The sequence below is a fragment of the Streptococcus sp. Marseille-P6264 genome (assembly GCF_902460355.1).
Classification (GTDB): Bacteria; Bacillota; Bacilli; order Lactobacillales; family Streptococcaceae; genus Streptococcus.
In genome coordinates this window covers 148,519-163,445 of record NZ_CABPTO010000005.1, presented here as the reverse complement: position 1 = coordinate 163,445, position 14,927 = coordinate 148,519, and the positions used below count along the sequence as shown (strand labels likewise).

Sequence of the window (14,927 nt, the reverse complement as noted above, 5' to 3'; positions counted from 1 at the left end):
TCGTGTCAAATATTACTACTAGTTTATTTCAAGAAATGGTGCAGGCGGCATCAACTCGTTTAAATAAACAGGCTGAATATGTCAATTCTTTAAATGTTTTCCCAGTTCCAGATGGTGACACAGGAACGAATATGGGCATGACCATTGAAAATGGTGCCAAAGAAGTAGCGGATAAGTCAGCTTCAACAGTTGGTGAAGTGGCCGCTATCTTTGCCAAGGGACTCTTGATGGGTGCGCGTGGGAACTCTGGTGTTATCACGTCTCAGCTCTTTCGTGGTTTTTCACAAAGCGTGAAAGGAAAAGATGAGCTTGATGGACAAGCTTTGGCTCTTGCCTTCCAGTCTGGTGTAGAAGTGGCCTATAAGGCTGTTATGAAGCCAGTTGAGGGAACGATTTTGACCGTTTCCCGCGGTGCGGCTATCGGTGCTAAAAAGAAAGCTGAAGCGACAAATGATGCTGTCGAAGTTATGAAAGCGGCTCTTGAAGGAGCAAAGGCTGCCCTTGCTAAAACGCCAGATATGTTGCCAGTTCTCAAGGAAGTTGGTGTTGTGGACTCTGGTGGTCAAGGTTTGGTCTTTATCTATGAAGGTTTCCTTTCTGCCCTGACTGGCGAATACATCGCATCAGAAGATTTCCAAGCGACTCCAGCTACGATGAGCCAGATGATCAATGCTGAACACCACAAATCTGTAGCAGGTCATGTGGCAACAGAAGACATCACTTTTGGTTATTGTACAGAAATCATGGTTGCCTTGAAGCAAGGACCAACCTATGTCAAGGACTTTGACTATGATGAATTCCGTAATTATTTGAATGAGCTTGGGGATTCCTTGCTGGTAGTTAATGATGATGAAATCGTGAAAGTGCACGTTCATACAGAAGATCCAGGTCTTGTTATGCAAGAAGGCCTGAAGTATGGTAGCCTTGTCAAGGTAAAAGTGGACAACATGCGTAACCAGCACGAAGCCCAGCTTGAGAAGGAAGAAAAAGCTACCAAGCCAGCTGAAGAAAAAGAATACGCTATTATCGCCGTAGTAGCTGGTGACGGTCTTGCTGAAATCTTCAAGGCTCAGGGTGTGGACTATATCATTTCTGGCGGTCAGACTATGAACCCTTCTACAGAGGACTTTATCAAGGCTGTTGACCAGGTGAATGCGCGCAATATCATTTTCTTGCCAAACAATAAAAATATCTTCATGGCAGCTCAATCTGCAGCAGAAGTGCTTGAGCAACCGACGACAGTGATTGAAACACGCACACTTCCTCAAGGTTTGACAAGCCTTTTGGCCTTTGATAGTGGAAAAACAATTGAAGAGAACCATGAGAGAATGACAGCGGCTTTGAGCGATGTGGTCAGCGGTAGCATTACGACTGCAGTTCGTGATACGACCATTGATGGCCTCGAAATCCATGAAAATGATAACTTGGGCATGGTGGATGGCAAAATTCTTGTGTCAAATCCAGATATGTTAACAACTCTGAAGGCAACCTTTGCGAAGATGTTGGATGAGGACAGTGAAATTGTTTCCATCTATATCGGTGAAGATGGTGACGAGGAATTAGCAAATGGCTTGGCTCAAGATCTGATGGAAGAATATGAAGATCTAGAAGTTGAGATCCACCAAGGAAATCAGCCAGTTTATCCATATATTTTTAGTGTAGAATAATTTATTTGGGAGTGGGGCAGAAATCGGTCATTCGTTAGAATTCGATTTCGTCGTCCCACCTCCGCACAGTTAAGTAGGGCTGTAAAAGCTGATGAAATCAGCGTAGTAGAGCCCACTCAACCACCGCGTCTTGCTCGACAATCCAAAGACAATTGAGAGGCTAGGACTTTTGTCCCAGCCTCTTTGATTTTTTTATATGCAAGATTTAGACAAGATAGTGGCATTATGGTATACTGGAAAAAATAAAAAGAAAAGGTGTACTATGAAAAAGTTATTTATTCTAGTTATTTCTGCTTCTGTATTATTGACAGGATGTGTAGTTCCGAAATTTGGCAAGCATCGTCCAAAGGCTCCAGCAGAATCAAGAGTTGCTGAAACGAGTTCAAGCTCCAGCTCTAGTGCTTCATCTTCTTACTCACTTTCTGAAAGCAAAGAGATTGTTTCTAAAACCTTGGTTGGAGACCTTAAAGGTATCCATCATCGCGACACGGTGACCTATCGAGGAGACAAACTCTTGAAACTTCGAATGGAGCTATTGAGTAATTTGCCAGAAGAAGCCAGTGGTGCTGCAGCTACTATGAGCCCAGAGGAAATGACAGTTATCATTCGAGAAGGAATGGAATCAGAACCAAACTACGTGGAAGCTAAGAATATGGAGGGAGTGACGATTGAATACTCCGTAACAGCTGATAAGAAATTACAGGCCATAGTTGATCTGGATTTTGAGAAAATGGATATAGCGAAAGCAGCAAGTCTATCTTTCTTTAAAGAATTGGGACTTAATGACATAAAAGACGCCTCCCCTTCAATGTTTATTTTAGGTATGAAATTAGGCGGCTTGAAAGAAGAATAAGAATATTTAAAAGGCGAGTCATCTCGTCTTTTTTTGCTGTCTAGAAACCATGACATTTGTCATATGGTCTAGTGACAAAATCATCTAGTCGGAAGAGGCAGGAAGTTTTATAATACAAGTAAGAAATGAAGAAATAGGGAGTAGTTACATGAAAATATGGTTGATAAAGGTAGCAGTCTTGAGTCTTGTTGGGATGATGTTTTACCAGTTAGCAAGAATGAGCGGAGTAGGTCTTTACCGCTTTCCTTGGGAGATTTTTGCTAGCTTGGGAATGGCTAGCTATGTCCTAAAGGAAGTGGCTAAGTTAAGCAAAAGGGGAAAGTAGAAATGAAAAAGCGCTTGCCCCTCTTATTCATTGGAGTTGCAATGGGTGTATGGTGTTTTCAGATGATACCGGGTTTTCTGTTGGAATTTCTACCCCGGCAATTTTATATAGGAGTATGGGGAGTGATTCTAGTTGTCTTTGTCATCTGGCCGCTCATCTATGATTTTATTAAGGAGGAAGATCATGAAATTGATTGAAGTGAAAAAGTTATCTAAAAGTATTCGGGGGAAGGAGATTTTGCGCCACATTTCCTTTGACATTGAAGAAGGGGATTGTATGGCTTTGATTGGCCCCAACGGAGCTGGCAAAACAACTCTGATGGACTGTCTCCTAGGCGATAAATTCCTGACTTCTGGCCAAGCGCTGGTTCAAGGGCTAAAACCAACAGATAATCGATTAAAAGAGATGGTTGCCATTTTGCCTCAGGAAAATACAGTGGTGGGAGATTTGAAAGTCAAGGAACTCCTTGCTTTCTTTCGCTCTATCTATCCTAACAGCCTGTCCGAAGAGGAAATCGATGCCTTGTTGGGCTTTTCTGACAAGCAGAAGAACCAGCTAGCTTCCAAGCTCTCTGGTGGTCAAAAACGCCTCTTCTCCTTTATCTTAGCCTTGATTGGCCGTCCGAAGATTCTTTTCTTGGATGAACCGACTTCGGCTATGGATACCTCGACCCGCCAGCATTTCTGGGAAATTGTGGATCAGCTCAAGAAGCAAGGCGTGACTATTGTCTATTCTTCCCACTACATTGAAGAAGTGGAGCATACAGCTGACAGGATTTTGGTGCTTCATAAGGGAGAGCTGATCCGCGACACCACGCCTTATGCCATGCGCAAGGAAGAGCAGGAAAAACACTTCACCCTGCCCCTTTCCTATAAAGAAGTTGTGGAAAAGATAGCTGGTGTGACAGAGATTGAAATCAAGCAAAAGGCCTTATCCTTTGCGACCAAGGACGCCAGTCAGGTCTGGCAAATTCTGCAGGAGCATGGCTGTACGATTGAAGAAATCGAAGTCCGCAATCGCACCCTGCTGGATAGTATTTTTGAGACGACACAAGAGTAAAGGAGCAGCATCATGAAAAATATGGCAAGTTTAATGAAAATGGAGCTAATTTTGATGAAGCGGCAGGCGGCCTACTACCTGCTCTCTATCGGGCTACCCAGCGTTTTCTATCTGATCTTTTCAGGAATAATGTCAGGTTCTGATATACCGGCGCTTGTGCTCCGAACCTATCTCTTTTCTATGACACTTTTTAGTATCATGTCTAGTGCCTTTTTTAGCATTCCTAGCACCTTGCAGTCGGACAAGACCAATAACTGGCAAAAATTGATTCAGCATTCGCCCGTTTCTATGGTAGAATATTATATATCAAAGCTTTTCAGTACTTTACTGACCTTTCTGCTTTCCATCATCGTGGTCTTCTCTGTTGGACATTTCGTTCGTGGAGTCAATATGCCCATGATGGACTGGCTAGTGATTGCCCTAATTCTTTTGGTTGGCAGTATGGTCTTTATCGCCATGGGCGTCTTGGTTAGTCTCCTGCCCAGTGCCCAGCTCATGTCGGTCGTAGGCAATATCGTTTATATGGCTTTAGCAGTCTTGGGTGGGCTTTGGTTTCCTCTGACCATGTTCCCAGACTGGTTGCAATCTATCGGCAAGTTAACGCCAAGCTATCAGCTCATGCAGGTGGTTTCTGGCTATTTGGAACACCATAACTGGAATGTCTCTGCCATGCTAATCGTTCTAGCCTACACCATTTTCTTTAGCATTTTAGTCCTTCAGCTCAAAAAACGGATTGAGGTTAAATAATTCTATGTGGGAAAAGTTCAAAAACATACATCATATGTTTCATATTTCTCTGGTCTTTATCATCTTTCCGATAGCGGGTGTCATCAGTGGTGAATACCCGCTTTTGACTTTGCTTTGGACAGCATTGTTTATCGGGGCCTATTACACCATCCTCACGGAGAAAAAGCCTTTCTACCAGGCTCTGTCCTGGTGGGGCATGCTTGCTTACATTTTTTACACTCCCATTTGGCTGAATGTGGGCTTTGTGTGGTATATTTTTTATTTGTCCAACCTTCTTGTTTATCATTACAATGAGATTTCCCTTAAATCTTGGCGCTTTTGGAGTTTCTTGGCTGTCCAACCGGCTCTTCTGGTCGGGCTGTATATGCAGCAGCAATTTAGCACAGGCTATCTGGTCTTTTTCTCGACGACTTTCCTCTTTTCGGATTTCTTGACCTTGGGTCTGCATCGCATCCAAGTTGCTGAACAGCTCAAGGAAGAAAAAAGTAAGCAAAATGCCCAGCTCAATCTTTTCTTGGCGGAAAATGAGCGCAATCGAATCGGACGGGATTTACATGATAGTTTGGGCCATACCTTTGCCATGCTCAGCGTCAAGACAGAGCTGGCCCAGCAATTCCTGCAAATGGAGGCCTACGGGCAGGCGGAGAAAGAGATGGAGGAAGTACGACGAATCAGTAAGCAGGCCATGGCAGATGTTCGACGGATTGTAGAGAATCTCAAGACGCGGACGCTGGATGAAGAATTAGCAACAATCCGAACCATGCTGGAAATGAGCGATATTGACTTGGAGCTTCATAATCAGCTCAATGTTGCTAGCATTCCTACAGAAATGCAGTTTACCATTAGTATGATTTTATTGGAATTAGCAACTAATATTATCAAGCATGCGGAGGCCAAGAAGTCCAGAATTAATTTGTATAGTCAGGATCAAGATTTGATCTTGGAAGTTGAAGATGACGGCCGAGGCTTTAAGCAAGTGACGGACCAAGACTTGCATTCGGTACGTGAGCGCTTGGAGGGACTTGACGGTAGCGTGGAGGTCATCAGCAATCACAAGCCAACCATTATTCGCGTGCACTTGCCATATAGGATTAGAGGAGACGAGCGATGAAGTTATTATTAGCAGAAGACCAGAGTATGCTGCGGGATGCCCTTAGCCAGCTCTTGCAGTTGCAACCGGATGTTGAAGTAGTTTATCAAGCGGCAGATGGTCGTGAAGCTATTGAGCTGCTCAAGACCAATCCAGTCGATGTGGCCATCTTGGATGTGGAAATGCCCTATCAGACGGGACTGGACGTCCTAGAATGGATCAAGGAACACCAGCCAGTTGTCAAGGTCATCATTGTGACAACTTTTAAGCGGCCAGGCTATTTTGAGCGGGCTGTCAAGGCGGATGTTGATGCCTATGTACTCAAGGAGCGGAGCATTGCAGACCTGATGAAGACTATCCACACTGTCTTAGCTGGGCAAAAAGAATACTCACCTGAACTCATGGAAGTGCTGATGACTCATAAAAATCCCCTCTCCCATCAGGAGCTTCTAGTCTTAGAGGCAGCAGCAACTGGGCTTTCTAATAAAGAAATTGCTGAAAAACTCTATTTATCAAATGGCACTATTCGTAACTATATGTCGACCATCCTGACCAAGCTAGCAGCAGACAATCGCACAGAAGCTGTCCGGATTGCTCAAGAACAAGGATGGATATAAAATAATTATCTCGCTACATTCGGATTTAGCGGGATTTTCTTATCTTTTTCAATCAGAATGAAAAAAAACATCCGCGATACTTGCAATTTTTTTCAAAAATGTTATCATAGTAGAAAGCTTTTTGAATTTTTAGAAAATTGTAAATAAATGAAAGGGGAAATATGGAAAGAATCCAATTAGAAACTCCTAAGTCCGGCTCGCAGCTGGTCTTGGAAACCTTGAAGAATCTTGGTGTTGATACTATTTTTGGCTATCCTGGTGGTGCAGTCTTGCCCCTCTATGATGCTATTTATAGCTTTAAAGGTATCCGCCATATTCTTGGTCGCCATGAGCAGGGGTGTGTTCATGAAGCAGAAGGCTACGCTAAGTCTACTGGGAAAATTGGTGTGGCCGTTGTAACTAGTGGTCCGGGGGCAACCAATGCCATTACTGGGATCGCCGATGCGATGAGTGACAGTGTTCCCCTTTTGGTTTTTACTGGGCAGGTAGCGACGCCAGGCATTGGTAAGGATGCCTTTCAAGAAGCCGACATTGTTGGTATTACTACTCCCATCACTAAGTACAATTATCAGGTACGGGAGACGGCAGATATACCAAGAATCATTACGGAGGCCATTCATATTGCGACCACAGGTCGTCCAGGGCCAGTCGTTATTGATTTGCCAAAGGATGTCTCAGCTCTAGATACGGCCTTTATCTATGACACTCAGTTGCATCTGCCAAGCTATCAACCAACAATTGAGCCTAATGAATTACAAATTAAGAAGATTCTTAAACAGCTTTCTAAGGCTAAAAAACCCGTTCTTCTTTCTGGTGGCGGTATTAGCTATGCAGGAGCAGCAGCGGAGATGGTTGCTTTTGCAGAGCGGTATCAGATTCCAGTAGTGACCTCATTGTTGGGTCAGGGAACGATTGCGACAGATCATCCTTTGTTCTTAGGTATGGGTGGCATGCATGGTTCTTTCGCGGCTAATATTGCTATGACGGAAGCAGACTTCATGATTAGCATTGGATGTCGTTTTGATGACCGTCTGACTGGTAATCCTAAGACCTTTGCTAAAAGTGCTAAGGTAGCCCACATTGATATCGATCCAGCAGAGATTGGTAAAATCATCAGCGTGGATATTCCTATTGTAGGAGATGCCAAGAAAGCTTTGCAAATGTTGCTTGAAGAAGAGCAGGTGCACAACAATACCAGCAAGTGGATAGAAAAGGTGACACGAAACAAGGAGCGGGTGCGCTCCTATGATAAGAAGGAACGAGTTGTCCAACCTCAGGCTGTTATTGAGCGCGTGGGTGAGTTGACCAAGGGAGACGCTATTGTGGTAACGGACGTTGGCCAGCACCAAATGTGGACAGCCCAGTATTATCCTTATCGCAACGAGCGTCAGCTAGTTACGTCTGGTGGTCTGGGAACCATGGGCTTTGGTGTTCCAGCAGCGATTGGAGCCAAGATTGCCAATCCAGATAAGGAAGTAGTTCTCTTCGTTGGAGATGGCGGCTACCAGATGACCAATCAAGAGATGGCTATCCTAAATATCTACAAGATTCCGATTAAGGTTATCATGCTCAATAATCATTCGTTGGGGATGGTTCGTCAGTGGCAGGAAGCCTTCTATGATGGTCGGACCTCCGAGTCAGTCTTTGACAGTTTGCCAGATTTTCAGCTCATGGCTCAGGCTTATGGTGTCAAATCCTATAAATTTGATAATCCCGAGACCATTGCTCAAGATTTGGAAGTCCTAAAGGAAGATATACCGATGTTTATCGAGGTAGATATTTCTCGCAAGGAGCATGTGCTTCCAATGGTGCCAGCTGGCAAGAGCAATCATGAGATGTTGGGGGTGAAGTTCCATGCGTAGAATGTTGACAGCTAAACTCCAAAATCGTTCGGGTGTTCTGAACCGCTTCACTGGTGTGCTTTCCAGACGTCAGGTCAATATCGAAAGTATCTCTGTAGGTGCGACCGAGGATGAAAATGTTTCTCGGATCACCATTATCATTGATGTAAATTCCCTCAATGAAGTGGAGCAGATTATCAAGCAGCTTAATCGCCAGATTGATGTGATTCGGGTGCGAGATATTACAGATCATCCTCACCTAGAGCGAGAAGTTATTTTGATCAAGGTATCAGCACCGGTTGCTAAGCGTGCAGAAATCTTGGCCATTATCCAGCCTTTCCGGGCAACGGTAGTCGATGTGGCGCCAAGCTCGATCACTATCCAGATGACGGGCGATGCAGAAAAGAGCGAGGCCCTCTTACGAGTCATCCGTCCTTACGGCATTCGCAATATCGCACGGACTGGGGCAACTGGCTTTACCCGTGATTAAACGAAATCTTTAATTTGTTAAAACCGCCTAAGAGGCAATAAAAATAGAAAAGAGAGTAAACATTATGGCAGTAACAATGGAATACGAAAAAGATGTAAAAGTAGCAGCACTTGACGGTAAAAAGATCGCCGTTATCGGTTATGGTTCACAAGGTCATGCTCATGCACAAAACTTGCGTGATACAGGCCACGATGTGATTATCGGTGTTCGTCCAGGTAAGTCATTTGACAAGGCTAAAGAAGATGGTTTTGCTACATACACAGTAGCAGAAGCTGCTAAATTGGCTGATGTTATCATGATCTTGGCTCCAGATGAAATCCAACAAGAACTTTACGAAACAGAAATCGCTCCTAACTTGGAAGCTGGTAACGCAGTTGGCTTTGCTCATGGTTTCAATATCCATTTTGAATTTATCAAAGTTCCTGCAGATGTAGATGTCTTCATGTGTGCACCAAAAGGTCCTGGTCACTTGGTTCGCCGTACTTTTGAAGAAGGCTTCGGTGTTCCAGCTCTTTACGCGGTATATCAGGATGCGACTGGCAATGCCAAAGATATCGCGATGGACTGGTGTAAAGGTGTTGGTGCAGCTCGTGTTGGTTTGCTTGAAACAACTTATAAAGAAGAAACAGAAGAAGATCTCTTTGGTGAACAAGCCGTTCTCTGCGGTGGCTTGACAGCTCTTATCGAAGCAGGATTTGAAGTCTTGACCGAAGCAGGCTATGCACCAGAATTAGCTTACTTTGAAGTGCTGCACGAAATGAAACTGATTGTGGACTTAATCTATGAAGGTGGATTCAAGAAAATGCGTCAATCTATTTCAAACACTGCTGAATACGGTGACTATGTATCAGGTCCACGTGTGATTACTGATCAAGTCAAAGAAAACATGAAAGCAGTTCTTGCAGATATCCAAAATGGTAAATTTGCAAATGACTTTGTAAATGACTATAAAGCTGGACGTCCAAAACTCACTGCTTACCGTGAACAAGCAGCTAACCTTGAAATTGAAAAAGTCGGTGCAGAATTGCGTAAAGCAATGCCATTCGTTGGTAAAAACGACGATGATGCTTTCAAGATCTACAACTAAGATTGTGTGGAAAACTCAGCTGGTATCCCAGCTGAGTTTGTTTACCTCATTTGGAAAGGAAAAGGAATGTTAACAGCAAAAGATATCGTCCGTGCTCATAAGGTATTAAAAGATGTTGTCGTCAATACACCGCTTGATTATGATCATTACTTGTCAGAGAAGTATGGGGCAAAGGTCTATCTTAAAAAAGAAAATGCCCAAAGTGTCCGTTCTTTCAAAATCCGTGGTGCCTATTATGCCATTTCTCAGTTGAGCGAGGAAGAACGTGAACGTGGGGTTGTCTGTGCTTCTGCGGGCAATCATGCTCAAGGGGTCGCTTACACTTGTAATGAGATGAAAATTCCAGCGACCATTTTTATGCCCATCACGACTCCCCAGCAAAAAATTGGGCAGGTTCGCTTCTTTGGCGGTGACTTTGTGACCATCAAGTTGGTAGGAGATACTTTCGACGCTTCTGCTCGGGCAGCTATGGAATTCACACGAGTGGAGAATCGGACCTTTATTGATCCCTTTGATGATGTATATGTCCAAGCTGGTCAGGGAACGGTTGCTTATGAAATCCTAGATAGTGCAGCTCGGGAGTCCATCGATTTAGACTTGGTCTTGGTACCAGTAGGAGGCGGCGGTCTCATCGCAGGAGTATCCACTTACATCAAGGAAAGTCAGCCACAAATTGAAGTGATCGGGGTAGAGGCGAATGGGGCCCGCAGTATGAGAGCGGCTTTTGAAGCAGGCGGTCCTGTAAAACTCAATGAAATTGACAAATTTGCGGACGGTATCGCAGTCCAAAAGGTAGGGGCTTCTACTTATGAAGCAACGAAGAAGAATGTAGAAACACTTATCGGGGTTGATGAAGGATTGATTTCAGAAACCTTGATTGATCTTTATTCTAAACAAGGAATCATCGCAGAGCCTGCTGGTGCAGCTAGCGTGGCAGCCTTGGAAGTGTTGCGAGAATATATCAAAGGAAAAACTGTCTGCTGTATCATTTCGGGAGGAAATAATGACATTAACCGTATGCCTGAAATGGAAGAGCGTGCCCTTATCTATGATGGCATCAAGCATTATTTTGTAGTAAATTTCCCGCAGCGGCCAGGTGCCTTACGTGAATTTGTAAATGATATCTTAGGGCCAAATGATGACATTACTCGATTTGAATACATCAAGCGGGCCAGCAAAGGAACCGGACCGGTCCTGATTGGGATTGCCTTGGCCAATAAGCATGACTATGCAGGTCTGATCAATCGAATCGAGCATTTTGATCCTTCCTTCATCAATCTAAACGGAAATGAAACGCTTTACAACATGTTAGTCTGATCCTAAAAATATTTTAGCAAAAGTCCGCTTTTTGATTGCAAGCGATTGAGGACTGTGCTAGAATATAATATATTAAATCAAGGAGATGATCTTATGTTTTTTAATTTCTTCTTTTTCTTCTTTCTCTTTTTTATCATTCTTTGTGTTTTAGCAGCATTTAGCTCGCTCTATGTCGTGCGCCAGCAGTCTGTTGCCATCATTGAGCGTTTCGGCCGCTACCACAAGACTAGTACAAGTGGGATGAATGTTCGTTTGCCTTTGGGAATTGACAAAATTGCTGCTCGTGTCCAGTTGCGTTTGCTGCAGAGCGAGATTATTGTCGAGACCAAGACTCAGGATAATGTCTTTGTGACCATGAATGTTGCGACCCAGTATCGCGTAAATGAACACAATGTCACAGATGCCTACTATAAACTCATGCGACCAGAAGCGCAGATCAAGTCCTATATCGAAGATGCCCTGCGTTCTTCTGTTCCTAAACTGACCTTGGACGAGCTCTTTGAAAAGAAAGATGAGATTGCCCTGGAAGTTCAAAAACAGGTGGCAGAAGAAATGTCGACTTATGGCTACATCATTGTCAAGACCTTGATTACTAAGGTTGAGCCAGATGCAGAAGTTAAACAGTCTATGAACGAAATCAACGCGGCTCAACGCAAACGGGTGGCAGCTCAGGAATTGGCAGAAGCAGATAAGATTAAAATTGTAACTGCAGCAGAGGCCGAGGCTGAGAAAGACCGCCTTCACGGGGTCGGTATTGCAGAGCAGCGGAAGGCGATTGTAGATGGTTTAGCTGACTCCATCAAAGAACTTAAAGGGGCCAATGTTGAACTGACAGAAGAGCAAATCATGTCCATTCTCTTGACCAACCAATATCTAGATACCTTGAATAATTTTGCAGATAAGCAAGGAAATAACACGATCTTCCTTCCAGCAAATCCTGATGGAGTGGAGAGTATTCGCACCCAGATCCTTTCAGCCCTCAAAGCTAAATAAATATAGAATATTCAGAATTATTTAATTTGTTTGTTTTGGTTTTTCTAAGTTGACAAACTGTATAAAAACCATTATATTAGTATTCGAAATAAGTTAGAGAGGAGTAAGAAATGGCTAAATCAAATTTTGAAAAAGTAGAGTCAGTCGTTGGATGGGTTCGTGACAAAAAAATTACAGGTTACCGTATTAGTAAAGAAACAAACGCGCGTGAAATGTCAATTATTGCTCTTGCTCAAGGACGTGCAAAAGTAAAGAATATTTCTTTTGAAACAGCTCTTGGCTTGATTGATTTCTACGATAAGAATCACGAAAAGTTTGAAGACTAATCTTCAAAAAGTGGGGAAACCCGCTTTTTTATTTTGCGAATAAAAAAACAAGGCGGATGTATCTTTTTCCGTCTTGTTTGTTTGATTGGTTGTTTATTTCAAGAAGCGATGTAGGAATTCCTTGGTTCGTTCTTCTTTAGGATTGGTAAAGAATTCTTGTGGAGTGCCTTCTTCTGCGATGACGCCCTTATCCATAAAGATAACACGGCTGGAAACATCGCGGGCAAATTCCATTTCGTGGGTCACGACAATCATGGTCAGACCTTCTTTAGCTAATTCCTTCATGATTTTCAGGACTTCACCGACCATTTCTGGGTCAAGAGCTGAAGTTGGCTCATCGAAAAGGATAGCGTCAGGGTTCATAGAAAGCGCACGCGCAATGGCAACCCGCTGTTTTTGTCCACCTGAAAGTTGTTTAGGTTTGGCTTGCCAGTAGAGCTCACCCATACCGACCTTTTCTAGATTTTCTTTGGCAATCTTTTCTGCTTCAGCACGCTCTCTTTTGAGTACGGTTGTCTGAGCTACGATGGTGTTTTCTAGCACATTGAGATTTTCAAAAAGATTGAAACTTTGGAACACCATACCTAATTTTTCGCGGTAGTGAGTCAGGTCGTAATTTTCATCCAAGACATTTTTGCCACGGTAGAGAATTTCGCCAGCAGTAGGTGTTTCGAGGAGGTTGATGGAGCGGAGAAAAGTTGATTTCCCGCTACCTGAACTTCCGATAATGGAGATAACTTCGCCCTTGTGGACAGTCAGAGAAATGTCTTTCAAGACTTGGTTCTCTCCATAGGATTTTTTGAGATTTTTAATTTCTAAAATTGTTTCGGTCATTGTTTCAATTCTCCCGTCTGCATTTGATTGGCACCTGTTGTGTAATGATCTGTGTCAAACTTCCGCTCGATGAAACGTAGGATTCGAGTGATGGTAAAGGTCAAGACGAAGTAAATGACTGCGATAATGGTGAAGGTTTGGAAGTACTGATAGGTCTGAGTTGCAATGGTATTTCCTGAGAAGTAAAGCTCCACCACGGAGATAACATTGAGGACAGAGGTATCCTTGATATTGATGACAAATTCATTACCCGTTGCAGGCAAAATGTTGCGGACTACCTGTGGCAGGACAACCTTGCGCATGGTTTGACCGTGGGTCATTCCTAGCGCAGTAGCCGCTTCAAATTGTCCCTTGTCAACGGCAAAGATACCACCGCGGACAATTTCACTCATGTAAGCACCAGTATTGATAGAAACGATAAAGATGGCTGCAGCTGTCCGGTCAATCGAAATACCAAAAGCCTGAGCTGTTCCATAGTAGATAACCATGGATTGTACAATCATAGGAGTACCACGGAAGATTTCAATGTAAACATTGAGGAACCAACCGAATAGTTTTTGTAGGAAGGCTAAAGCCTTGTTTTTTGAAATCGGTGCTGTCCGATAAACCCCAATCAGCAAACCGATGAGGAGGCCAGCGATTGTCCCTGTAATGGAAATGAGCAAGGTCAAACCAGCTCCGCGTAAGAACTGCGGCCAATTCTCCTTCCAAATCTTAAAAACTTTGTTGAAGAATGTATCTTCTGCATCGTCGGTGTCAGTATCTACAGGCTGATTTTTAATCATCTGATCCATCAGTTGCGTTTGGTCATCCGTTGAGAGTTTAGCGATAGCTGCATTCGCTTGCTCGATTCGACTGTCGTCTTTACGCATGCCGACGGCGATGGAGGCATCTTCTTCGCCAACTTTAAAGCCCTCTTTGAATTGAATCATTTTGAACTTAGAGTTGGCAGCTTCAGCTGTTAGAGCTTCGGGACGTTCAGAGATGTATCCGTCAATAACACCAGATTCTAGAGCTTGACGCATTTGGGCAAAATCTCCCATTGCCGTTTCTTGCTTGGCACCTGGCAGTTGAGAAATCAGATTGTAAAGATAGACACCTTGCTGGGAGGTGATTTTAGCATCTTTAAAGTCCTTGAGGGTCTTGGCATTGGCGTAGTTGCCGTCTTTTCGAACCAGCATAACAGGCTCACTGGTGTAGTAGCTGTTAGAAAAGGCGATTTCTTTTTTCCGTTCAGCTGTTGGACTCATGCCAGCGATAATCATATCGATTTTACCAGAGGTCAAGGCTGGAATCAGTCCGTTCCAAGAAGTTTTCACAACTAGAGGTTCTTTGCCCATTTCCTGAGCAATCTTTTTGGCAACTTGGACATCGTAGCCATTAGCATACTGATTTGTTCCTTCGATTTTGACAGCGCCATTCGAATCATCATCTTGGGTCCAGTTGAAAGGGGCATAGGCCGCTTCCATCCCAATTCTAAGGTAATCATCTGCCTGGGCTACGGTAAAGGTTCCCAGACAGACGAGGAGGGCTGTCAATAAGGTTAAAATGAATTTTTTCATATTCTCTCCTAGTCCTTCTAAAATAGTTCTTTCTATTCTACCGAAAAATATTCGACTTTTCAATCCCGGTAAGCCCTTACTTGAGAAAAATGCTATAATAGGATAAAGATTTAGAAAAG

At 43.5% G+C, this 14,927-nt stretch carries 15 protein-coding genes; 13 read left to right on the top strand and 2 right to left on the bottom strand.

Annotation, left to right across the window (positions count from 1 at the left end; genetic code table 11):
* Window positions 1–2: 2 nt before the first annotated feature.
* The 13 genes from FZ941_RS07890 (at window position 3) to FZ941_RS07830 (ending at window position 12,412) form a co-directional block, all read left to right on the top strand.
* On the top strand, window positions 3–1,667 hold the full coding sequence (locus FZ941_RS07890) for a DAK2 domain-containing protein (RefSeq protein ID WP_148887473.1): 1,665 nt from the start codon (window positions 3–5) through the stop codon (window positions 1,665–1,667).
* Between the two features lie 262 nt (window positions 1,668–1,929).
* Window positions 1,930–2,520 (top strand): SP0191 family lipoprotein, encoded by a 591-nt coding sequence (locus FZ941_RS07885; protein WP_148887472.1) that lies wholly within the window; start codon window positions 1,930–1,932, stop codon window positions 2,518–2,520.
* Between the two features lie 148 nt (window positions 2,521–2,668).
* Window positions 2,669–2,845: a hypothetical protein gene (locus FZ941_RS10610; protein WP_185774118.1), complete on the top strand. Its 177-nt coding sequence runs from the start codon at window positions 2,669–2,671 to the stop codon at window positions 2,843–2,845.
* 183 nt (window positions 2,846–3,028) lie between these two features.
* Entirely contained in the window at window positions 3,029–3,904 is an 876-nt protein-coding gene (locus tag FZ941_RS07875) for an ABC transporter ATP-binding protein (RefSeq protein ID WP_148887470.1), read from the top strand.
* 12 nt (window positions 3,905–3,916) lie between these two features.
* Window positions 3,917–4,651: an ABC transporter permease gene (locus FZ941_RS07870; protein ID WP_148887469.1), complete on the top strand. Its 735-nt coding sequence runs from the start codon at window positions 3,917–3,919 to the stop codon at window positions 4,649–4,651.
* Between the two features lie 4 nt (window positions 4,652–4,655).
* Window positions 4,656–5,762 (top strand): sensor histidine kinase, encoded by a 1,107-nt coding sequence (locus FZ941_RS07865; protein WP_148887468.1) that lies wholly within the window; start codon window positions 4,656–4,658, stop codon window positions 5,760–5,762.
* Complete coding sequence (locus FZ941_RS07860) at window positions 5,759–6,358, top strand: response regulator transcription factor (protein ID WP_148887467.1); 600 nt, start codon at window positions 5,759–5,761, stop codon at window positions 6,356–6,358. The genes FZ941_RS07865 and FZ941_RS07860 overlap by 4 nt, the downstream gene beginning before the upstream one ends.
* 161 nt (window positions 6,359–6,519) lie before the next feature.
* The gene (locus tag FZ941_RS07855) at window positions 6,520–8,220 is read left to right on the top strand and encodes an acetolactate synthase large subunit (RefSeq protein ID WP_148887466.1); all 1,701 of its coding nucleotides are present in this window, start codon (window positions 6,520–6,522) and stop codon (window positions 8,218–8,220) included.
* Entirely contained in the window at window positions 8,213–8,689 is a 477-nt protein-coding gene (gene ilvN / locus FZ941_RS07850; RefSeq protein WP_005591757.1) for an acetolactate synthase small subunit, read from the top strand. Before FZ941_RS07855 ends, ilvN begins: the two co-directional genes overlap by 8 nt.
* Window positions 8,690–8,753: 64 nt before the next feature.
* Window positions 8,754–9,776: a ketol-acid reductoisomerase gene (gene ilvC / locus FZ941_RS07845; RefSeq protein WP_148887465.1), complete on the top strand. Its 1,023-nt coding sequence runs from the start codon at window positions 8,754–8,756 to the stop codon at window positions 9,774–9,776.
* Window positions 9,777–9,842: 66 nt separating this feature from the next.
* A complete protein-coding gene (ilvA, locus tag FZ941_RS07840) occupies window positions 9,843–11,093 on the top strand; it encodes a threonine ammonia-lyase IlvA (RefSeq protein WP_148887464.1) in 1,251 nt (416 codons plus the stop codon).
* Between the two features lie 93 nt (window positions 11,094–11,186).
* Window positions 11,187–12,086, top strand: coding sequence for an SPFH domain-containing protein (locus FZ941_RS07835; protein WP_187418403.1), 900 nt, complete (start codon window positions 11,187–11,189; stop codon window positions 12,084–12,086).
* Window positions 12,087–12,196: 110 nt separating this feature from the next.
* Window positions 12,197–12,412: a hypothetical protein gene (locus FZ941_RS07830; protein WP_001130035.1), complete on the top strand. Its 216-nt coding sequence runs from the start codon at window positions 12,197–12,199 to the stop codon at window positions 12,410–12,412.
* 93 nt (window positions 12,413–12,505) lie between these two features.
* On the opposite strand, the gene FZ941_RS07825 is transcribed toward FZ941_RS07830, so the two are convergent.
* Both FZ941_RS07825 and FZ941_RS07820 read right to left on the bottom strand, forming a co-directional pair.
* Window positions 12,506–13,246 carry an amino acid ABC transporter ATP-binding protein gene (locus tag FZ941_RS07825; protein ID WP_005591761.1) on the bottom strand — a complete coding sequence of 247 codons (741 nt, stop codon included), beginning with the start codon at window positions 13,244–13,246 and terminating at the stop codon, window positions 12,506–12,508.
* Window positions 13,243–14,808 (bottom strand): ABC transporter substrate-binding protein/permease, encoded by a 1,566-nt coding sequence (locus FZ941_RS07820; protein ID WP_148887462.1) that lies wholly within the window; start codon window positions 14,806–14,808, stop codon window positions 13,243–13,245. The genes FZ941_RS07825 and FZ941_RS07820 overlap by 4 nt, the downstream gene beginning before the upstream one ends.
* Window positions 14,809–14,927: the final 119 nt, after the last annotated feature.